This window comes from Marinomonas spartinae (assembly GCF_016461715.1).
Classification (GTDB): domain Bacteria; phylum Pseudomonadota; class Gammaproteobacteria; order Pseudomonadales; family Marinomonadaceae; genus Marinomonas; species Marinomonas spartinae_A.
Map to the genome: position 1 here is coordinate 26529 of NZ_JAEMUI010000009.1, position 22771 is coordinate 49299.

Annotated in this window: 19 protein-coding genes; 13 read left to right on the forward strand and 6 right to left on the reverse strand. The window is 42.7% G+C overall.

Features of this window, described 5'->3' with window-relative positions:
• The first annotated feature begins 150 nt into the window (after positions 1–150).
• Positions 151–1323 (forward strand): patatin-like phospholipase family protein, encoded by a 1173-nt coding sequence (locus tag JHD45_RS10060; protein WP_199476386.1) that lies wholly within the window; start codon positions 151–153, stop codon positions 1321–1323.
• Between the two features lie 95 nt (positions 1324–1418).
• Here the strand turns inward: JHD45_RS10060 and aceF are convergent, their stop codons facing one another.
• Together aceF and aceE are read right to left on the reverse strand one after the other, a co-directional pair.
• Positions 1419–3398, reverse strand: a complete 1980-nt coding sequence (gene aceF / locus JHD45_RS10065; RefSeq protein WP_199476387.1) for a dihydrolipoyllysine-residue acetyltransferase — start codon at positions 3396–3398, stop codon at positions 1419–1421.
• Positions 3399–3487: 89 nt separating this feature from the next.
• Positions 3488–6154, reverse strand: coding sequence for a pyruvate dehydrogenase (acetyl-transferring), homodimeric type (aceE, locus tag JHD45_RS10070; protein WP_199476388.1), 2667 nt, complete (start codon positions 6152–6154; stop codon positions 3488–3490).
• Between the two features lie 990 nt (positions 6155–7144).
• Between aceE and nadC the strand changes: the two genes are divergently transcribed.
• From nadC to JHD45_RS10130, 12 genes are all read left to right on the forward strand, one after another.
• Positions 7145–7993: a carboxylating nicotinate-nucleotide diphosphorylase gene (gene nadC / locus JHD45_RS10075; RefSeq protein ID WP_199476389.1), complete on the forward strand. Its 849-nt coding sequence runs from the start codon at positions 7145–7147 to the stop codon at positions 7991–7993.
• Positions 7994–7995: 2 nt separating this feature from the next.
• On the forward strand, positions 7996–9186 hold the full coding sequence (locus JHD45_RS10080; RefSeq protein ID WP_199476390.1) for an acetate/propionate family kinase: 1191 nt from the start codon (positions 7996–7998) through the stop codon (positions 9184–9186).
• A gap of 38 nt (positions 9187–9224) precedes the next feature.
• A complete protein-coding gene (pta, locus tag JHD45_RS10085; protein WP_199476391.1) occupies positions 9225–11345 on the forward strand; it encodes a phosphate acetyltransferase in 2121 nt (706 codons plus the stop codon).
• 125 nt (positions 11346–11470) lie between these two features.
• The gene (locus tag JHD45_RS10090; RefSeq protein ID WP_199476392.1) at positions 11471–12307 is read left to right on the forward strand and encodes a putative metalloprotease CJM1_0395 family protein; all 837 of its coding nucleotides are present in this window, start codon (positions 11471–11473) and stop codon (positions 12305–12307) included.
• A 71-nt stretch (positions 12308–12378) separates the two neighbouring features.
• Positions 12379–12837, forward strand: coding sequence for a pilin (locus JHD45_RS10095; RefSeq protein ID WP_199476393.1), 459 nt, complete (start codon positions 12379–12381; stop codon positions 12835–12837).
• Positions 12838–13794 (forward strand): GspE/PulE family protein, encoded by a 957-nt coding sequence (locus JHD45_RS10100; protein WP_199476394.1) that lies wholly within the window; start codon positions 12838–12840, stop codon positions 13792–13794.
• On the forward strand, positions 13781–14845 hold the full coding sequence (locus tag JHD45_RS10105) for a type II secretion system F family protein (protein WP_199476395.1): 1065 nt from the start codon (positions 13781–13783) through the stop codon (positions 14843–14845). The genes JHD45_RS10100 and JHD45_RS10105 overlap by 14 nt, the downstream gene beginning before the upstream one ends.
• Positions 14846–15640, forward strand: coding sequence for a prepilin peptidase (locus JHD45_RS10110; RefSeq protein WP_199476396.1), 795 nt, complete (start codon positions 14846–14848; stop codon positions 15638–15640).
• The gene (coaE, locus tag JHD45_RS10115) at positions 15637–16248 is read left to right on the forward strand and encodes a dephospho-CoA kinase (RefSeq protein ID WP_199476397.1); all 612 of its coding nucleotides are present in this window, start codon (positions 15637–15639) and stop codon (positions 16246–16248) included. Before JHD45_RS10110 ends, coaE begins: the two co-directional genes overlap by 4 nt.
• A gap of 23 nt (positions 16249–16271) precedes the next feature.
• A complete protein-coding gene (locus JHD45_RS10120; protein WP_418903778.1) occupies positions 16272–16472 on the forward strand; it encodes a DNA gyrase inhibitor YacG in 201 nt (66 codons plus the stop codon).
• A gap of 25 nt (positions 16473–16497) precedes the next feature.
• Positions 16498–17730 carry a response regulator gene (locus JHD45_RS10125; RefSeq protein ID WP_199476399.1) on the forward strand — a complete coding sequence of 411 codons (1233 nt, stop codon included), beginning with the start codon at positions 16498–16500 and terminating at the stop codon, positions 17728–17730.
• Positions 17711–18364, forward strand: coding sequence for a sensor histidine kinase (locus JHD45_RS10130; protein ID WP_199476400.1), 654 nt, complete (start codon positions 17711–17713; stop codon positions 18362–18364). Before JHD45_RS10125 ends, JHD45_RS10130 begins: the two co-directional genes overlap by 20 nt.
• A gap of 95 nt (positions 18365–18459) precedes the next feature.
• Here the strand turns inward: JHD45_RS10130 and JHD45_RS10135 are convergent, their stop codons facing one another.
• From JHD45_RS10135 to JHD45_RS10150, 4 genes are read right to left on the reverse strand one after another with little or no spacing between them, the layout of a single operon-like run.
• Complete coding sequence (locus JHD45_RS10135; protein ID WP_199476401.1) at positions 18460–19158, reverse strand: sensor histidine kinase; 699 nt, start codon at positions 19156–19158, stop codon at positions 18460–18462.
• Positions 19159–19160: 2 nt separating this feature from the next.
• The gene (locus JHD45_RS10140; protein ID WP_199476402.1) at positions 19161–20816 is read right to left on the reverse strand and encodes a tetratricopeptide repeat protein; all 1656 of its coding nucleotides are present in this window, start codon (positions 20814–20816) and stop codon (positions 19161–19163) included.
• Between the two features lie 10 nt (positions 20817–20826).
• Positions 20827–21444, reverse strand: a complete 618-nt coding sequence (locus JHD45_RS22530) for a GntR family transcriptional regulator (protein ID WP_325097284.1) — start codon at positions 21442–21444, stop codon at positions 20827–20829.
• Between the two features lie 21 nt (positions 21445–21465).
• Entirely contained in the window at positions 21466–22638 is a 1173-nt protein-coding gene (locus JHD45_RS10150; protein WP_199476403.1) for a benzoate/H(+) symporter BenE family transporter, read from the reverse strand.
• Positions 22639–22771: the final 133 nt, after the last annotated feature.

The window sequence follows — 22771 nt, forward strand, 5'->3', positions numbered from 1 at the left end:
CCATGCCAAGTGTTTTCCATGATGACTCAATCACTTACTGGGATGATTGCATTACAAAATAATCCAAAAATACGATGGAAACCTTCTTTCCCGACTTTCCTGAGAGCACGACTTAAGCCATACTCAGAATAAAAAGGATGGTTTTGATCTATGATGAATCAAAATGCGCTTATTCTTTCAGGGGGAGGAGCTCGTGCGGCTTACCAAGTTGGCGTGCTTTCCGCTATAGGTAGAATGGTGGTAAAAGGCAGCCCGCTTCCTTTTCCAATTCTCTGTGGCACTTCCGCCGGAGCCCTTAACGCTACTATGTTGGCCACCAATGCAGGGAACTTTACCAAAGCCGTTTCTAAATTAGCTTTTGTCTGGCGTCATTTAACCCCGGAAAGAATCTATAATATGGGGCGTTGGCCGATTGCGACCTCGATTACCAAAACACTCATTTCATTATTTCATACACAAAACCACGCAACACCAATAGCCTTGATGGACAACGCTCCGCTAAGAGAGCTTCTCGATAATTTTCTTGATTTTTCAAACATTGATACCGCTATTGCAAACAGGAATTTAATTGCATTGGCGGTCACCGCCATGAGCTACAGTACAGGGGAATCGACTACTTTTATGCAGGGCTCGGATATGATAGGACCTTGGCATGACAACAGGCGGCGTGGCATTCTCGAGAATATCACCACTGAACATTTGTTAGCGTCCAGTGCAATTCCTGGCATCTTTCCCGCCCAGAAGGTTCAGAATCACTTTTATGGAGATGGTGCCATCAGACAAAAATCGGCGATTTACCCTGCCATTAAAATGGGAGCGAAAAAACTCTTTATTATAGGGGTCAGCGGCAACCGTCGAGCCAACCTTCAATCCGATCTCCCCGACGAATACTCAGCGCCAAGTGTCGCGCAAATATTAGGCCAGCTACTAAACAGTGCGTTTATTGACAACCTTGAGGATGACATTCATCAACTGGAGATTATGAATCAGTTAATTCAAGATATTCCGAAAGACAAGCGTGGGCCTTACGAACTCCCTTCAGAAACGTTGATAATTTCACCATCAGAAGAAGTAAACGCCATTGCGGAACATTACATCGACACCCTTCCTAAAAACATTCGAGTACTTATTAAAGCAACGGGGGGATCTATTTCCCAAACGGCCAGTTCTGCAGCCAGCTACTTACTCTTCACGCCAGAGTATTGTAAGGCCATGATGGAGCTTGGTTATAAAGATGCCATGCTTGAAAAAGAGAACATTCTTAAATTTTTTGAAAACGACGAACAGAATACAACTTCTAGTAATAAAGCAATGGTTTATTAAGTCGGCTAAGAAGTTTGAACGGACATATCGACAAAGTAAAAACAAAAAAAACCGCTCAGTGAGCGGTTTTTAGTGTCGAATTTAGCGAAACGACATCACAAGGTTAAGCGACGTAAATCGCTAAGCAATGAGTTAAGATAGGTCATAAAGCGACCTGCATCGCCACCATTGACTGCTCTATGATCATAAGACAAACACAGAGGCAGCATAGTGCGAGGTTCAAACTCTTTACCATTCCAGCGTGGTTCAATATCGGCTTTAGAAACCCCAAGAATACCCACTTCAGGCGCATTGACAATAGGCGTAAAACCTGTGCCGCCAATAGCCCCAAGACTAGAGATAGTGAAGCAGCCACCCTGCATATCTGCGGTTTTCAGTTGCTTATCCAGAGCTTTCTTAATCAGCTCATTGGCTTCTTTAGCAATTTGAACCACCGATTTTTTATCCGCATCACGTAATACAGGTACCACCAATCCAGCGGGTGAATCCACTGCAATACCAATATGCACATAATGTTTTTGAACATAGCTTTCGCCGTCGGACATCAAAGAGACATTAAACGCGGGGTTGGCAACCATCGCTTGTGCCACCGCTTTAATAAGGAATGGAAGAGGTGTTAATTTCACACCTTGTTTTTCCATTTCGCCTTTTAGCCCCTTACGGAAAGCTTCAAGATCAGTAATGTCAGCTTTGTCGAACTGCGTTACATGAGGGACAACCAATGAGTTGCGAACCATGTTTTGCGCCGTCAACTTCTGGATTTTGCTCATTTTAACGACTTCAACGTCGCCAAATTTGCTAAAGTCCATATCTGGTACTGTCGGTAGACCTGAACCAGTTGTTACCGCGCCAGCGACAGGAGCAGACGCAGCTTTTTGAACAGCCGCTTTGACATAAGCATGCAAGTCTTCTTTCGTGATACGGCCACGAGGACCTGTCGCACGAACAAGCGTTAAATCTACGCCCAATTCACGAGCTAACATACGTACAGCAGGGCCTGCATGAACGTTTTTAGCTGGCGAACTTAGTACCGCAGACTGATCCGCTGCTGCCGCTTTTTGAGGCGCAGCTTTCGGCGCAGTTTCTTTTTCTGACACCGTGTTTTGCTTAGGTGATTCTGCTTGGGGGGTTGGTGCAGCAGCACCCTCCACTTCTATCTCAAGAACAGCGTCGCCTTCAGAAACCTTATCACCCTCTTTCACAGAGACGGATTTTACCGTGCCTGATTTTGGTGATGGAATTTCCATGGAGGCTTTGTCTGTCTCTAGAACGATGATGGAATCCCCTTCAGAGATCTTATCGCCAATAGCAACACATACTTCAATGATATCAACGCCTTCTGCGCCACCAATATCAGGAACAGCAACTTTTTCAACACCGCCAGAAGTAGCTTGCGCTTGAGGAGTAGCATTAGACGACTCTTCACCAGAGGCTTTGTCAGAAGATGGCGCTGACTCAGATTCAGCTTGGGAAGGCGCTGACGAGGTTGTCGCCGTGCTTTCCGTCATCAAGACAAGAATCTCATCTCCCTCAGAAACGGTACCGCCTTCTTTAATCAAAAGCTTCTTCACTTTACCGCTTGCTGGTGCTGGTATGTCCATAGAGGCTTTATCGGTTTCAAGCACGATGATGGAATCACCTTCTTGCACTTCATCGCCTTCTGCAACGCACACTTCAATCACGTCTACACCCGTCGCACCACCAATGTCTGGTACAAACACAGTTTGCTCGGAAGGTGCTGACATGGTCGTTTTTTGAGCAGGCTTTTCTTCTGCCGTTGGAGTTTCTTCTTTTTTGGGTGTTTCTTTCTTTGGCTCTTCAGAAGCGGCTTCAGCTGCTTCAACTTCAAGCACAAGAATGTCATCACCTTCGGAAACAGTATCGCCTTCTTGTACTTTAATAGAGGTAATTTTACCTGCTATAGGAGAAGGCACGTCCATAGACGCTTTATCTGTTTCTAATACGATAATAGATTGGTCGACCTCAATAATGTCGCCAACTTTTACGCTGACCTCAATTACATCGACGTCAGTCGCACCACCAATATCCGGTACTCGAATGATTTCAGTACTCACGGAAATCTCCTTTGTCATATAGACGCATCAAACTGATAAATTTATCTGACTCGATCACTATCGAGTCAGATACCTAGCTTGTTATATAATTAGCAAATAACAGGGTTTGGTTTTTCTGGATCCAAACCAAACGTCTTAATGGCTTCGCTAACTACAGATGCATCGATTTCACCGTCTTTTGCCAACGCACTCAGCGCAGAAACGACAACCCAATAACGGTTAATTTCAAAGAAATGACGCAATTTCGCACGCGTATCGCTTCGGCCAAAACCGTCTGTACCGAGTACATTATAAGTACCCTTCACAAATGGGCGAATTTGGTCAGCAAACAATTTAACGTAGTCTGTTGATGCAACAACAGGCCCTTTATCTGCTAAACATGTTTCAACGTAAGACTGGCGTTGCTCACTTTCAGGGTGAAGCATGTTCCAACGGCTTACATCAAGACCCTCACGGCGAAGTTCATTGAATGAAGTCACACTCCAAACATCCGAATTTACACCGTAATTTTCAAGAAGAATTTCTGCTGCCGCTTCCACTTCACGAAGAATCACGCCAGAACCAAGTAGTTGCACTTGTTTCTTATTGCCTTTCTTCTGATGAGTATGAAGCTTATACATACCTTTAATGATGCCTTCTTCAACACCGTCAGGCATGTCTTCATGAGCATAGTTTTCGTTCATTACTGTTAAGTAATAGAAAACACTTTCTTTCTCTTTATACATACGACGTAAGCCATCTTGAACGATAACCGCGACTTCGTATGAGTAAGTTGGATCGTAAGACACACAGTTTGGAATCAAGCCAGCTTGGATATGAGAATGACCATCCTCGTGCTGTAAGCCTTCACCGTTTAGCGTTGTTCGACCTGCTGTTGCACCAATCAAGAATCCACGAGCTTGTGAATCCCCTGCCGCCCAAGCTAAGTCACCAATACGTTGGAAACCAAACATTGAGTAGTAGACATACACAGGAATCATTGGCAGATTACTGTTGCTATAAGAGGTTGCTAGTGCAAGCCACGCTGAGAATGCGCCAGGCTCGTTGATCCCTTCTTGAAGGATCTGACCTTTCGCATCTTCTTTGTAATACATGATCTGCGTATGGTCATGTGGTGTATAACGCTGACCTTCAGATGAGTAAATACCCAGCTGACGGAACATACCTTCCATACCAAACGTACGTGCTTCGTCTGCAACGATGGGCACTACCCGTTCACCGATATTCTTGTCTTTAACCATGACGTTAAGAGTGCGAACAAAGGCCATGGTTGTCGAAATTTCACGGCCTTTTGTACCAGCAATTTGAGATTTGAAGGCTTCCAATGATGGAACTTCAAGTGCTTCACACTCACGACGACGAACAGGGAAATCTCCATGCAGCTCTTTACGGCGGGCACGTAAGTATTTCATTTCTGGACTGTCTTCCGCTGGGCGGTAGTAAGGTAAATCCTTCAGTTCTTCGTCACTGATAGGAATGCCAAACTTGTCACGGAATTGCGCCAAAGACTCTTCATCCAGCTTCTTAGTTTGGTGGGCTGTATTCTGTGCTTCAGCCGCTTTAAACATACCGTAGCCCTTGACTGTTTGAGCCAAGACAACAGTAGGCTGACCTTTATGAGAGGTTGCTTCCGCATAAGCTGCATACACTTTATACGGGTCATGACCACCACGGTTAAGATTCATGATGTCATCGTCAGACATGTCCTTAACCATTTCGAGCAATTCTGGGTATTTACCGAAGAAGTGTTCGCGAGTGTAAGCGCCGCCATTGGCTTTGTAGTTTTGAAGTTCGCCATCGCAAACCTCATCCATACGTTTAACCAATAAGCCCTTGTCGTCTTTTTCGAATAATGGATCCCAATGACGGCCCCATAAACATTTGATGACATTCCAGCCAGCACCACGGAAGACACCTTCCAATTCTTGTACAATTTTACCGTTACCACGAACTGGGCCATCAAGACGTTGAAGGTTACAGTTGATAACGAAAATCAAGTTGTCTAACTTTTCACGTCCAGCAAGTGCAATTGCCCCTAGGGATTCTGGCTCGTCACACTCACCATCCCCTAAAAACGCCCATACTTTACGGTCACCTTGATCAATCAAGCCACGGCTATGCTGGTACTTCATAACGTGTGCTTGATAAATCGCTTGTATTGGTCCAAGTCCCATGGACACCGTTGGGAACTGCCAGTAATCCGGCATCAACCATGGGTGAGGATAAGAGGAAAGACCCTTACCGTCCACTTCGCGGCGGAAATTATCCAATTGCTCATCCGTTAAACGCCCTTCTATATAAGAGCGAGCGTAGATACCTGGTGAAATATGGCCTTGGAAGAAAACCATATCCGCTTCCTGCTTGCCATCAGCCCCACGGAAAAAGTGGTTAAAGCCAATGTCATAAAGCGTTGCGGCAGAAGAGAAACTGGTGATATGACCACCAAGAGTTGAATCCTGACGATTCGCTTTCATTACCATTGCCAATGCATTCCAACGAATTATGGAACGAATACGACGTTCCATAAATAAATCTCCCGGCAATGTCTTCTCATTTTGAGGAGCAATTGTGTTTCGGTAAGACGTTGTAATGGAGGCTGGCATTGGTGTGCCTGCTTTCGCAGCCTCTTTTGTTAAACGATCCAAGATGTATTGTGCGCGCTCTGGCCCTTCTTCTCGAAGGACAGACTCGATTGCATCAACCCATTCTTTAGTTTCGATCGGATCGATATCTTCGAGGATATGCTGCTCCGTCATAGTGTTAATAACCCCCGCTATTAGGACAGATCTTCAACCTACCAAGGATTTTATTGGTTAACCTTGGAGGCTACTTAAACGAACCCGCGAAATTTATAGCAATAATGCGACAAAAACCAGTCAACATAAGAAAAACGATGTCTTACTTTTGCAATGAAGGCATCGTTTTTCCATTTATCTAAGTAGGTATTTGTTATTTTTGGAGACACTACCTATGCTTTCGATCACCAAAAATATCACTGAGTTCGTTTCCAAATAGACTTGTTTTTTCAAGTCTGCTGTTCGCTTTTTGTGGACATTACGTCTCGTTGTTCAAGACACCATAAAAAGCATAAAAATTCTTGCTAGCAAACCATGTAATGAGTGGCATTTTTCTCTCAAACACGGCCGCTGATCCGAGAAACCGTCTTAGCGATAAAACGATTTCGAGGCTCTGATTTTCTATAAACACTGCAAAATCAACCGTTAGGTTAACACTGAATGCCAAAATAGCCTAGAGTGTAGCAAGCATATCGGCATCGGATACCCCATAAAAATGCATAATTCAACAAACCTAAATCAATACTTACGTGTAAAAAAACAAGCTCAGACCTTTAAAATCAACATATTTATCGTTAACATTCACGCAAGACATCATAGCCATAAATTTTATGAATCTCGGGGCTAATTGCTTATTTTTTATACTTAAATCCCCCTTTCAATGGAGATTTAAACAGTGTAGAGATGGAGGTATGGTCATCTTCATAAACTAAACTGCGTGTTAAACAGACTGTTGCAAGCTTTAAACAATTGCTTATAAGGCGTTTTAATAAGCCTTAAGAAGGCCCCTTAGATGGGAGACAATGCTATATACTCCTTACTTATAAATTATTCAACAATAAATACCAACTATAACGGCACATAAGACCTGTATAATCACCATCATGACGTGCCTTTATGATGGCGCTACAATGACAAGTTTTCATCAAAGTTTTTATTTAAGGAAACAATATGACACCCTTTACAGCGGATTTGAAAGAGCACATTCAATCCAGCGTTGCTTTCTCTCTAAAAGAAGATATAGGGTCAGGTGACATCACCGCCCAGCTCATTCCTGATGATCAGGAAATTACTGCTTCCGTTATTTCAAGAGAACCCGCTGTTTTGTGTGGACAAGCTTGGGTTGAAGAAGTATTTCGTCAGCTAGGAAAACATGTATCATTAACATGGCACAATAATGAAGGGGATTTTTTAGAGCCTAATCAGCCCTTTCTGACATTAAAGGGACATGCTAGAAGCATCCTAGCAGGTGAACGTGTTGCCTTGAATTATCTGCAAACCTTATCCTACACAGCCACAATTTCTCGACAATATACTCAAGATGTTTCCGCCACCAACTTAACCATTTTAGACACACGCAAAACCCTCCCTGGTCTTCGTTTAGCGCAAAAACATGCCGTAAAGGTTGGTGGTAGTAGCAATCATCGTATCGGTTTATACGACGCTTTTTTAATCAAAGAAAATCACATCATGGCTGCTGGCTCGATTGCAAACGCCGTTGCAATGGCAAAAAAAATTGCTCCTGGTAAAACCATTGAAGTTGAAACAGAAAATTTAGATGAAGTCGCAATGGCAGTAGAGTCAGGTGCAGACATCATCATGCTAGATAACTTCTCTTATGAAGATATGGCAACTGCTGTCGAGCAGCACAAAGGCAAAGTCAAATTTGAAGCATCCGGCAATATGGATCAAGAGAAATTGATTATGGTCGCCAAAACGGGAGTGGACTATGTCTCCATTGGTGCCATCACCAAGCATGTACAAGCAATCGACCTTTCTTTACGAGTACACCAGGAGTAACAATGGCAGACAGCATCTTAGTAATTAATTGTGGCAGCTCTTCACTCAAGTTTGCCATTTTGTCAAATGCTGGACAAACATTAATAGTAGAAGGCATTGCTGAACGGTTAGGATCAGATAATAGTTCTATTAGCTTTAAATTTGAGGGGGAAAAAACGGTCATAGCGCTACAAGACAGCAGCCATAAACAAGCCGTCACCCAGATCAAACATTGGCTAGAAGAACACCCCCACATCCAAAAAAACTTAGTGGGCATTGGGCATCGTGTGGTACATGGTGGTGAAACCTTTACCCACTCTGTTCTGATTGACCAAAACGTTATTCAGGGTATTGCTGATTGCTCGCAATTTGCACCGCTTCACACCGCCGCACATGTCATTGGTATTGAAGTTGCTATGCAAATTTTTCCTGGACTACCTCAAGTCGCGGTATTTGACACAGCATTCCATCAAACGCTTGAACCAGTGCAATACCTTTACCCTATTCCAATGGCAATGTATCGAGATCACCATTTCCGAAAATACGGTTTTCATGGAACAAGTTATCGATATATCAGTCAGCGTCTCGCAGAGCTGGATCCCAAAAGTCATCAGCAAGGTGTTCTTGCTGCCCATTTGGGTAATGGCGCCAGTACCTGCGCAATCAATAAAGGAAAGTCATCGGATACCAGCATGGGGATTACCCCTCTAGAAGGTCTCATGATGGGAACACGCTGTGGAAGCTTAGACCCAAGTTTAATTTCGTTTATTAGCAAGGCAGAGCACATCTCATCCGATGAGGCGCTTGATATTTTAAATAAGAAAAGTGGCTTGTTAGGCATTTCGGAACTTTCCAATGATTGCCGTACTCTGGAAGAAGCCATGGTTTCTGGTGACAATCGAGCAAAGCTTGCCTTGGATATGTTTGCAGCACGTACCGCAAAGTATTTAGCAAGCGTTGCAACGACGTTAGAAAGTATTGATCACCTAGTTTTTACAGGAGGTATCGGTGAAAACTCATCCTATTTACGGCACGTTATTTGTCAGAACCTAAAAGCATTCAATATTTCCATTAACGAAGATAAAAACAATAATGCGCCTCGCGGTATGGCCAGTGAAATACATACAAGACATAGCAATACAAAGGTGTGGATCATCCCGACTAACGAAGAATTAGTCATCGCGCTTGATACCTTTAGTCTAATTAACAACTAACAATTAGTGCGTCTTACGCAGATACAGGAAGTGAAATTATGTCAACCAATGTCTTGATGACAGTACCAACGGGGCCGGGTGTTGGTTTAACATCCGTCTCTGTTGGACTCGTCAGAGCCTTAGAACAACAAGGCTTGAAAGCCAGTTTTTTTAAACCGATTGCCCAGCCTCATCCGGGTGACAATGGGCCCGATAAATCCACTGCCATGGTCGCTCAAGGCTCCACTCTTAGTCCAGCCGAGCCTATCCCTCTCCATGAAGCTGAACGCTATTTGTACAATGATAATATCGAAGAGTTAATGGAAGAAGTGGTTGGCCGCTTCCAAGCCAGTGTAGAACCCGACTCCACGGTTATAGTAGAAGGTCTTGCTCAAATTCCTGGCCACCCTTATGCCACTCGCTTAAACAAAGCTATTGCACGGACCTTGGATGCTGGACTTGTTCTAGTAACAGCGCCAAATAATATGCGCGTTAATGAATTGGAGCACCATGTGGAAATCGCCGCTGGTTCTTACGGTGGTATTAAAGCGCCCGATGTGATTGGTTGTATTCTTAATAAGACGATTCCAGGCTCTTTGGGAGTAAAATCCTACGGTGACTTGTTTGCTCAACGGGCTATTTTTAAGCGCAACTTTAGTTTACTTGGTCAAATCCCTGTTTCAGATGAACTAACCTACCCTCGAGTAAAAGACGTTGCAGACTTTTTACAAGCCAAAATAGTCAATGCTGGAGATTTAGAAACGCGACGGGTTCAATCCTATACCTTATGTGCTCGTGGTGTTGAGAACATGTTAGAAGCGTTAAAGCCTGGCGTGTTGGTTTTCACCCCAGGTGATCGTACGGATATCATCATGGCGACAGCGATTGCCGCACTGAACGATACAAAAATTGCTGCCCTCGTGCTAACAGGTGGTTATCAGCCAAGTGAAGCCTTAATGACATTATGTGGTAAAGCCATGGCGAAAGGTTTGCCTGTTTTGTCCGTTGACTCCAACAGTTGGGAAACAGCCATCACTATGCAATCGTTCAATCAAGAGATACCGCTTGATGACAAAGAGCGCATTCTTACTGTAAAGGAACACATTGCACGCTGTATTGACCATGATTGGATTAATTCGTTTGCCATGAATCAAGACGAACGCAAACTGTCCCCTCCGGCGTTCCGTTACCGTTTAATTGAACAAGCGCGCTCACTAAATAAACGTATCATCCTGCCTGAAGGCGAAGAAATTCGCACCATTCAAGCCGCTTCTATTTGCGCGGAACGGGGAATTGCCCGCTGTACTCTGCTTGGCAACGAAGCTGAAATTATACGCATTGCACAGAATAACGGTGTAGAACTTAGCCACGGCGTTGAAATTCTCGATCCAGCAAGTATCCGTGAACGCTATGTTGCTCCGATGGTTGAGCTTAGAAAGCACCGGGGCTTAACAGATATTGTTGCCCGTGAGCAGTTAGAAGACAACGTTGTACTCGGCACTATGATGCTGCAAGCTAACGATGTAGATGGGTTGGTTTCTGGAGCGGTTCACACCACCGCCAATACAATTCGCCCTGCTCTCCAGCTGGTGAAAACCTCCCCCAATGCATCACTCGTTTCTTCTGTCTTTTTTATGTGTCTACCAGATCAAGTATTGGTCTATGGCGATTGCGCGATCAACCCTGATCCAACCGCAGAGCAATTAGCTGAAATTGCCATTCAAAGTGCTGACTCAGCCACAGCTTTTGGTATTGCTCCGAAAGTCGCGATGATCAGCTACAGTACAGGCGGATCAGGTAGTGGTAACGATGTAGACAAAGTACGTGAAGCTACAGCCATTGCCCAGAAGCGCCGCCCTGATCTATTGATTGACGGCCCTCTGCAATATGATGCAGCGATTATGGAAAAAGTCGCCAAACAAAAAGCGCCGGATAGCAAAGTCGCTGGCAAGGCAACCGTATTCATCTTCCCTGACCTAAATACGGGTAATACCACATACAAAGCCGTTCAACGAAGCGCTGACGTTGTTAGTATTGGTCCAATGCTTCAAGGTATTCGTAAGCCCGTTAACGACCTGTCTCGTGGCGCTTTGGTTGATGATATTGTTTATACAATTGCGATTACCGCGATTCAAGCTGGACAAGCTTCGGCCTTAGCCGCTAAAGCGGACAAACCGTAAGCTATACATAGTATCGGCAAACAATAAAAAGCAAGGCTATGATGCCTTGCTTTTTATTGGACATTTTTTGATCTATCTCGTATTCTAAAGACGTAATAAACTGGTACTTTTATAGGTCAACTCTCATGTCTGGCAGCCTTCCTCATGCCATTTCAAGTCATACCATGATGAACAATCCGTCATCAGGCTATTCTGCGTTTGACCAACGCCACGATGACACCAATGATCAAACTTCCCTCAATGCAGTAAATGCTAAAGCTTCCAGTGATTTTGTGATTCGCTTGTCCGAACAGGGCCAGGCTTTGTCTCAAAACAACAAAGAGCCTGCTCGTGTTAACGAAAAAACAAATGACGATAAAGAACAGCAAAAGCAACAAAAAGAAGGCTCAACCAAAAATGGGTTAAATCAGAGCAATGATTTAACCCCAGAGGAAGAAAAACAATTAGAGAGTCTCAAACGTCGAGACCAAGAAGTAAGAGTTCACGAGCAAGCTCATGCTTCTGTTGGCGGAGCCAAAACGGGCTCCCCTTCCTATACTTACACCCAAGGCCCTGATGGTCAGCGCTACATTACAGATGGCGAAGTCTCCATCATTGTTAGTCCAACTTCACAAGATCCTGAAAAAACCATTGCTGATATGGAGCAGGTGTATCGTGCAGCTTTGGCTCCTGCCGAACCTTCCGGTGCCGATAGAAAAGCCGCAGCCGAAGCACAGGCTATCATCCAGCAAGCAAGACAAAAGCTGGCTAAGCAACAGCAAGAAAAACTTGCGACTCAAAATAGCCGTCTAACGGATTCAAATGTCAACGACACTCGCAACCAGTCAGACACCTCAGAGGTCTCAGCCCCCAACGTCACTTCACCTCAAACTGATATCACCTCCGGCATGCAAAATAGCAGATTCAACGTATATAAAGACGACACCAGCCGAAGGGGTGATTTTTTAAATCAGATCGTTTAAGGTATTTGGCCATCAAAAAAAGTTAGCAGGATGCTAACTTCTGATTTACCAAAGACTTCAAGGAGCGAAGCATGGCCACGTCCCCAACTAAACAACAGGGTTTTACCCTACTAGAGCTAATGGTGGTTATTGCCATCATTTCGATTTTGGCGGCATTCAGCGCCCCCACTTTTGTTCGTCAAATCACCAAGGCAAAATTGGTTGAAGCTCAAAACCTAGCCACACAAAATCAGTCTTTAGTGGAAGAATACATTCTTCTAAACGGTAAATTTCCAGCAGAACAAGCCTTTAAAAAACTTGTCCAGCCCCTATCTGATGATTCAATTGCCAAAAGCATTGCAGTGACAGACCCAAGCGAAGCAACGGGAAATATCGTCATCACACTCAATGAAAATACGGGGATAAAAGCAGGGCAAACTATTACTTATACCCGTGATGAAAATCGTCAATGGCATTGTGAATCCGATTTAAATGCATCGGTACTACCCCCTAAGTGTACCAGCATTGCAACAACTTCGGAGGGCAATTAAATGACCCTTGAAGAGATTCTTCTTAATGCCATTCAATCTAATGCGACAGACATACATATTGAGCAAACCAAAGAACATATTCAGGTTTCTCTGCGCCACCTAGGACAAGTATCGCCGCTGACCAAGCTAGATGCGTCCAACACACTTATCAACCGAGTAAAAATGCGTTCTAACTTAGACTTATCTGAAACACGACGCACGCAAGAAGGCCAATTTACCTTCTCTCATCAGCAGCTCGATACCTTCGTTCGAGTGAGCATCATTGCTACCGTAAAAGGCGAAAAAGTGGCACTGAGGCTGTTACCTGAAAAACGTCGCTTTGATCTTGGTAAAATTGGCATGCAGCCCTCATTACTTAAGAGCTTAAAGCACTCTCTCGATATGGGAAATGGCTTAATTTTAGCCTGTGGCGCAACTGGTGCAGGGAAAAGCACAACACTTTATTCTTGCCTAAACTACCTAAGTAAAAGGGGAAATAAAACACTCTTTACTATAGAAGACCCCGTAGAGCACGAGATCCCGAATGTCTACCAATGCGAACCAAACCCAAACATTGGTCAACATCCAACGACTTTACTCAAATCGTTGTTACGACAAGATCCAGATGTCATTATGGTCGGCGAAATAAGAGATGCCGAAACGGCAAACCTTGCTTTAACAGCCGCTTTAACAGGTCACTTGGTCTTAGCAACATTACATACCAACTCGGCGTTAGACGCGGTTTATAGATGTCATAACTGGAATGTAGATTTTTTCTCATTTGTTAGTTCTGTTCGTTTGATCATCCATCAAAACATGAGTTATCAAAAAGACAGTCAACACGCATTATTCACCGCCATTGCTCCAACATGGCGAGACACCTTGCCCCCAGATTATCAAACTTTAGTGTCCTCACCTAAATTCTGGTGTGTCTACAATAAATCCAATATACATAGTGATGGCGATGCCTTGGTATAAAATTCAGCATCAAAAAGAAGAAAAACAGTACCATTTTTTTGACTCAGAAAAAGACTTACAACTTTTTCTTATTAACCGTGGTACTTTGCGAGTTAAGTGGAGCGTTTGGCAACCCCAAAAATTTAACTACAAGCGCTTATTGGCGTTCTATCAGGAGCTGCAAAGTGCGCTGCAGTCAGGGTTTCAACTTAATCAAGCAATAGACAATCTATCGCAGATAACCAGTGACTCTCACCTATCCAAAAACTGTCAAGCCATTCTAGAGGAAATGAAAAAGGGCACCGACTTTAATCGAATCATTTCGAGTCTTAGTACTGCTCACGCCCAAGCTTATTGCAAACTGATCCGTCCTGACGGCTCTAGAGAGGACTTGGAACAAGGGTTATCCGTGTCGATTTTGCAACTAGAAACGCTGTTAAACTGGTCAAATCGGCTATTGAAAAGCATTGCCTATCCTTTTTGTATTATTCAAATTTCTCTCATCATGAAAATACTCCACACGCTCTTCTTGAGCAAAGCGACAGATCATCATCTACTTGATATTACGTTGGCGGGAAGTATATATGCTCTCACCAGTCTGATACAGGCTAGTGTTGCCATTAGCCTAGGCAATGGCAATGCTTGCAACCTATTTGAAAAACTGAATCCACATTTTCGCCTTGCGAAATTATTTGCCCTTTTAGAGACCACGCGTAAAACAGGTTATCCTCTACAGCAAGCACTTTATTCAATGCCCCGTTACTTTGAACACAACGGCATAAAGCGTGATATTTTAATGGTCTATTACAAGTTAAAACTTGGACAAGACTACCAACAAAGCTTCCCAATGGGGTGGTTTCCCAATGAAGCAAATGTTGCATTGCAATCTACTTCACAAGGGGGCAGCATAGAGCGAGCGTTAAAGCTGGCAACACTCCAACACACCAAAAAATGGTCGAAAGCCGTATCTTTATATGAAAAAGTCATTCCTGCTTTATGTCTGATCATTGCAGGCGGCTTTGTTACCTCTTCTTTGTTATCACTTTATAGACCGTTATTAGAGATTCCCTAAATGCCTTTCACCCCAAGCCAAGTTGTTTCATTTGTTCTTATTATTCTTTGTATTGGCAGCTTTGCAGCTTTATTTACCATTCGCTGGCCACGCCTAAGTGAGTATTTGTGGCAAAAAGAAGCGCATAATACGTTAGGCATTCCTTTTGAATCCACAATGCCAAAAGGCATATCGGATGGACGTTCTCGGTGTGAGAGCTGCTATTCCCCTCTTCCTTGGAAAGACTTAATCCCCATTCTGAGCTATTGCTTGTTACAAGGACGCTGTCGTCATTGCCACATGAGGATTTCGCCACTCTATGTTTTGATAGAAAGTGCTTGTTTGTGCATTTGTTTGCCACTTTTATTAACATGCCATGATCTAATGACATTGGCACTTAATAGTCTCTTGATATGTTCCCTATTTACGGCAGCCATTATCGACTATCAGCATCAACTCATTCCTGATGAATGCTGCTTAATTGCTCTCGCTGCCGCCTTATTCCTAGGCATTCACTCTGATGCATTGGAAAATACAGTTCTTGGTATGATTGTGGGGTATAGTGCTCTTTACCTACTACGTTGGGGGTACTTAAAGCTTAGAAATATTGAAGCCATTGGGCTGGGAGATGTGAAACTTCTGGCGACGCTTGGAGCTTGGCTAGGAGTATTACATTTAACTACGCTGTTACTCTATGCTAGTTTAATGGGGATATTGTATATTTCACTGTACCACGAAAAAAACAATGAACCGATTCCTTTTGGACCGTTTTTGTTTCTTTCAGGGATCATCCACTACTATTATTTGAATTTATGACTGTAGAAAAAAAAACACCTATTGTTGGCCTTGCTGGTGGCATAGGCTCTGGTAAATCCACTATTGCGGTTTTTTTTAACCGACTTGGAATACAAAGTGTTGATGCCGATGACGTTGCCCGTGATGTTGTTACTGTGGGATCCTATTGTCTCAATGAGATTCAGAAGCATTTTGGCAAAAAAATATTACAACAAGATGGCAGTTTGGATCGCAAAGCCCTTCGCGACATTATTTTCAAACAGCCTAAAGAGAAGCTTTGGCTTGAATCTTTAACCCATCCAATTATTCGCGATAGCCTTACAACGAAATTGGCTCATGCAACTTCGGCCTATGTATTATTGGTTCATCCACTTTTATTTGAGACGAAACAAAATACTATCTGCCAATTGACGATAGCTGTAGACACTTCCGCGCAAACACAAAAGGAAAGAGTATTAGCAAGGGATAGCGTATCCCCAGGACAGATAGATAGCATCCTAGCAAGCCAGTTGACTAACGAAGAGCGTTTAAAAAAAGCGGATCTCATCATTAAGAATGATAGCAATGACATCAATGATTTGAGTAAAAAAGTCGAACAATTACATAATCGAATTTTAGAGCTATTATAAGAGAACGAGTATTAAAAATGACTATGATCGCATGCCCTACTTGCCGAAAAAAAATAGAATGGAGCACAGATAACGTTGATCGCCCATTTTGCAGTGCGAAGTGTAAATTAATTGATCTAGGAGAATGGGCCAGTGAGTCTTATGCTATCCCACAACAGACATCAGATGAAGAGGAGATATTTTCTGAGACGCTAGAAGTAGACCCAAATAAATCATTTCTTTAACTCTTTAGACAAAACGGGTCCGGGTATGGATAGTAGCGATTTTGCAAGTAAAAAAGCTTTGCTTATAGAAGATATGGCAGAAGCGCGCATCATGCAAAAGAAAATGCTAAGCGATTTTGGCTTTCGTCACATTGAAATAGCGATGAAAGCAGAAACCGCTATGGAGCTACTAAAAACACAATCTTTTGATGTTATTTTATCGGATTACAATCTTGGTAACGGTAAAGATGGTCAGCAGCTGTTAGAAGAAGTCCGACATTCCAACCTCATTCCTAATACCGCAACCTATCTTATGGTAACGGCGGAAACCTCTATCGAAATGGTAATGGGAGCCATTGAATTTCAACCTGATGGCTACATCACCAAGCCATTTTCGCAAGCGGTTTTGCAGCGCCGCTTAAGCAAACTGTTAGAAATGAAAAACCGCCTCTATAAAGTCAATAGAGCCTTGGATCAGAAAGACTACGATAAAGCGATGGAAGAGGCTAAACAGGTTATGGAACAACACCCTTCATTAGAGGGAAAATGTCAGCGAGTTATCGGTGATTGCCTGATAGAAAAAGAGCAGTACGAGCAAGCTCTAGCCTTGTTTAGTAACATCTTGAAGGACAGAAAAATGCCATGGGCTCTCTTTGGCGAAGCCAAGGCTTGCTTCTATATGGGGATGCTCGATAAATCCGAAAACAAATTTCGACAATTGATGCTTGATAATCGTTTTTTTGTTAGTGCTTATGATTGGTTAGCAAAAATAAAAACCGCACAAAAAAAATATCATGAGGCGCAATCCATTCTAATAGAGGCCCTGCAACGATCGCCCAAAAATTTATTGAGACAAATCCACCTTGGCGAGCTAAGCTTTACCATCGGTGATTATTTAACGGCTGAATCGGCTTTTCGACGCGCTGTGTTTCTCGCCAGGCACTCTTGCTACAATACATCGGATGTTTATCTTCGCCACATTGAATCTATCATCAAGCTCGCAGAGTCCACACCGCTACAAAGCAGACAAAAAGAGCAATTTAATATTACACTTAAGAAAATACACCGTTATTTTTTTGAAGAGTCAGATACCAGGGCAAAAACCTATTCTTATCAGCTAGAATTAGCGTTACTAGAGAAAGACTTGATAACAGCAAAGGGCTTTTTGAAACTTTGGCAACAGGAAGCAGAGTCTGGTGAGGCAACAGCACCAACCGATCAACAACTTACTCATTATCACGCCGCTTTTGGGGAAAAAAATGAAGAAAATGGACATTAGCACTATCTTAGCAAGCGCCATTCACGAGAGTAAAAATCAGGTTGGCACGCTTCTGTATCAGCTTCAAGGGCTCAAAGAGTCCATTCCTGAAAGTGATAGCAAAAATAAAAAAATTACGATAATCGAGGAATCTTTAAAAAAACTCAACGATGAGTGGGTGGAATACCTTTACTTATATAAACTGGCCTCGGATGGATATCAGCTTCATGTAGATACCTTTTCTATTGATGAATTTTTAGACGATCAAGTCTTTGCGTTACTCAGCTCTGCAAATGCGAAGAATCTCAAGCTAACATACGCATGCCCCGAAAACCTAATGGGTGTATTCGATGAAAGGTTGATGACTGCCGTCGTGGGAACCGCCGTCTATAATGCTCTGCGGTTTGCTCGCAGTACAATAGAAATCAATGCTAGCATAGAAGATGGCTATCTTATTATTGGCATTGATGACGACGGACATGGGTTTGATAACAGTGAAGAGGAAGATTTAGTCGAATCCAACACGGGACTTGGCCTCTATTTTGCGCAGCTCTCAGCCAGTGCCCACATCAGTAAAGGTAAATCTGGCTTCTTGAAAAAAGAACGCTCGCCAACCCTAAAAGGCGCCCGTTTGGCCATTTATCTACCTCAATAAACTGGGCCTCTAGCCACATAAGTAAAAACTTAGTGGCACGTGTGCTTAAGTCGTTAAAGGTCAAAGTAGGAAGGACTACCCATTAAAAAGCCACCTCAGGGAATAAAAATCTGGAAACGGCTTCCACCTAACTGACCATCATTATCCAACTTCACCCAGCCTTTTACTTTTTTGCTATGGTGCATATGCGCGATACTATGACAAAAATACCAAGCCAACATTTGATTCGTTAAATTGGCCAATTCTTTTTCGTTTATCACATTCGAAAAATCTTCTAAAACAAAATCAGGATACCCTTGACCATTATCTTCCACCGTAATAATGGCACCATTTTCAACAGGAGAAACCTTGATATAAATACGATTATTGGTATATCGAGCCGCGTTAACCAGCGCAATATCTAACACCTGAGAAAGCATTGCTGGATCACTATAAACGTATATTTGTTCATCGATATCAAAGTCAACTTGTACGTTAAATCGTGATAAGAGTGCGGCATGAGAAATCATTCTTTCTTCAATCAACTCAAGTATATACACTTCCTTCAGCTGCAAACTCAATTTGTCATTTTCAAGCAAGTAAAGACTATAAAGCTGCTCGGTGCTATTTTGTAACCGAGTGACTTCGTAGTGCAATGTCTTTGCCTCTACCTCATCTAATGAAATCCCTTTATCGTCCGTTGGCATTTTTTCAAGCGTATGCTGTAGCAAATTTAGAGAGTTTTTCATATCTTGGATAGACGCATCCATCACATGATAAAACTCGTTTTTTGTTTCTACGTCGTTCATGCCCATAATCACTCACTTTTTGAAATTAGCTTTTTCAACTTAATATAACGAGAATACTGCTTATGAGTCGATGTGATATGACCCGCTCTCGTTAAGGCTTGTTTACATTCTGCTAATAAAAATCCATCCGTCGTTTTTTTTCCCATCTTTTTTAGAGCAGCTTGGATATAATTCATATTAAGCCCTGGATGATGGGGGGAAATTTTTATTGCCTCTTCAAATAGTTCAATGGCTTGATCAAAATCATTTTGCGCATAAGCGGCCAAGCCGCTGCCATTAATCGCTTTCGCCTTACCTCTTGCCCCTATTGGAATGGGCTCATCTAAGAAATCTGACATGGCTTTAGATTGATCGCTTGTTAGCGTATTATTGGCCGCTAATTCTTTCCATTCTTGTTTAGCTTCTTCTTCTCTTCCTGCTAAATAAAGCGATTTACCTAATTGAATGCGAACATCGATTGTATTTGCCTCGGGTGATTGTTCGATTAGTTTTTTTGCAGAAGCCAATGTGTCATCACGTAGTTTTGTTTGCCCTTGTCGAGCATAGATACGACTTTCAGACAGTGCCTTTTTGATACGAATTTCATGATCATTCGTATATTTTTTAGAAACCTTAGTGAGGGCCGCCAAGGCTTCTGCTGCCATTCTTTTTTTATCCGATCCGGTTAACTCTGTTGCCGCTTCTGATAAAATTTCAGCCAATTGAAAATACTGTTCAGGGGATTCATTAATAGTGTTTGTCACAAGCTTAAGCGTTTGTTGACTCGCTTTGACGGCACTTTGTGAGTCACCATTCTCCAAACTGATATCAACCATTTTTTGCTGACGTTCATGACGAAGCGGAGAGATTTTTAAGGCAGACTCTAACACCTCTTGTGCCTGAGTATGCATCCCTTTTTTTTCAAAGCTTAGTGCGAGTAGGTCATAAGCTTGAATGCACTGTGGAAACTTTTGAACCAAGGTCTGGGCTGATTTAATCGCTTTATTCCAATCTTCCTTGACAACATGCATACGAACCAACCCCAGCAAAGCCCAGTCTATATCCCGCACAGCTAATGTTTCTTCACATAACTCTGTCAGCTTTTCCCATGACTTTAATTCTAAATAGGCATCAATGAGGGTACGTTTGCACCAAGGAGAATAACGACCTTCGTGTTGAATATGCGCACTACAAAGCGTCACAACTGTTTCATATTGCTTATTCGAAATCGCCTTTTTTATGTCTTCTAACTCAACATTTTGGGCAAATAGGCGCTCTATTCGCTTACTTAGCACCCCCTCTGTAAAAGGCTTTCCAAGGTAATCATCTGGTGAAGACTCCAAAATGCCAAACACAATATCACGACTTGTTTCAGCGGAAATGATGACAAAAAAAGCGGATGGTTTGATCAAATCTAATTGTCGCAGCTCATCTAGAACTTGCAGACCATTTTTACCTGTGCCCAAGCGAAAGTCACATAAAATCAGATCGTATTTTTTGGCTCGGCACGCATCAATCACACCTTTACCCGTTGCGGTTTGATCGATCTGACCGATACCGATCGTCGTTAACATTTGCTTAACCGATTTTCGAGAGTTTTCAAACTCATCAGCAACCAACGCTGAATAATTCGCGTAAGATGTAAAAGCTTGGGCGCTTGTCTTTTTAATAGCGTCTTTATTCACTTCATACCTATCAATCTATTGACTTTAAGAACCTTGTCAATTCCTCACCGGCTTCTTCAATGTGCTGTTTTAACAAAGAGAGCGCGGCAGACTTCTTTTTTAACCGAATCAATTCCAGTAGCTCATAATGATCTTGTTGGCTTTGACTTTTATACCCCATCGGCCCATATTGAAAGCCAATATAACGTGTCACTTGTTGATTAATGCAGGACACTGTCTTATGTATGCTTTGCTTATCGGCAGGCAGATATAAAATTTCATGAAAAAGCCAATTTAAATTTCCCTTCTCAATTAAGGTTATCTCATCTTGTTCAAGGGCCACTAAAATCTTATGTGCATTTGTTACATCTTTTTGCCTAATAAAATCAAACGCAAATGACAAAAGAAGAACCTCTAATTGTGATCGCATTAAATACAGTTCTTCTGCTTCTTTCCAATGTAAATTAGGCACCATCAGGCCGGCTTTACCATGCGGAACAAGCCAGCCCTCTGCTTTTAATGCGAGTAACGAGTCTCGTATTGGTATTCTACTCACACCATAGCGTTTTGATAACTCAACCTGCCTCAGAGGTACTCCCTTAGGCAGTACATTGTTAAGAATATCGTCTTTTATTTTCTCTGAAAGCACAATCACACTCGCCTTGACTTATCATTTTTTGAAAACCTTAAATGCCAACAGAAAGACGGCACCTAGAACAATCCCCCAAAAGGCTGAAGCGATCCCAAAGAAAGAGACACCAGATGCCGTGACCAAAAAGGTAACTAACGCTGGTTCTCTACATGTATCATCAGACATAGCACTCTTTAGATTCATCGCAATCGTTCCAAGTAATGCAATACCGGCTAATGCGGCAACCATTGCTTGAGGGAAAGCAGCAAAAAGAGCAACCACTGAGGTTCCAGCTAATCCAGCCGCTATATAAAAAACTCCAGCGGATAAACCAGCAATATAACGACGCTTAGGGTCTTTATGGCACTCATCCCCCGAACAAATGGCAGCAGTAATGGCTGCTAAGTTAAAGGCAAATCCTCCTAATGGAGCTAAGAGAATCGAAGTGAATCCTGTCCAACTAATCAGGGGAGAAACAGGTGTATCATAACGGTTGATTCTCATGACGGTCACACCAGGAATGTTTTGTGATGTCATAGTGACAATAAATAGTGGCACACCAACGCCGATTAAAGCACTAAGATTCCATTGCGGCCAAACCCAAACGAACTGCCCTATACCAAGAGGAACATTTGCCAATAAAGTGCCATGGGTTCTCACTAAGGCATAGACGGTACCGACGATTAACACCGCTAGCACAACATATCTAGGCAAAATCAATTTAACAAGCAAATAAGTGGCTATCATGATGGCAACCAAATAAGGATCGCTTTTAAGAGAGGTAAAGATGCCTAAACCAAACTCAAACAACACACCAGCAAGCATCGCCGAAGCAATGGGGACAGGCACTATCCGCATAAACTTTTCAAATACCCCGGAAACGCCTGTCAATAGAGTCAGTACACCTGCAAAAACAAAAACACCAATGACATCCGCATAGCTGATACTTCCTAAACTGGTTGCTAATAAAGCCGCTCCAGGAGTTGACCAAGCAGTAATAACAGGCGCTTTATACCATAAAGAAAGCATAAAACAGGTAAACCCCATACCTAAACCTAGCGCCATAATCCAAGACACGATGACATGAGCGTCTGCACCTGCTGCTTTTGCTGCCTGAAAAACAATTGCAACAGAACTAGCAAAACCGATCAGAACCGCGACAAGTCCCGCTGTCACTGCACTAAAGCTAAAGTCTTTGAGTATAGACTGCATACCGATATCCCCAAACCACATGATAGAAAAAGACAACCATATCTGAAAGAAGATAATTTTTGTATACATTTTTTATTTCAACCATAAAAAAATCAAATTCAAATCGCCCATGTATCATTGGGTGACCCAAATT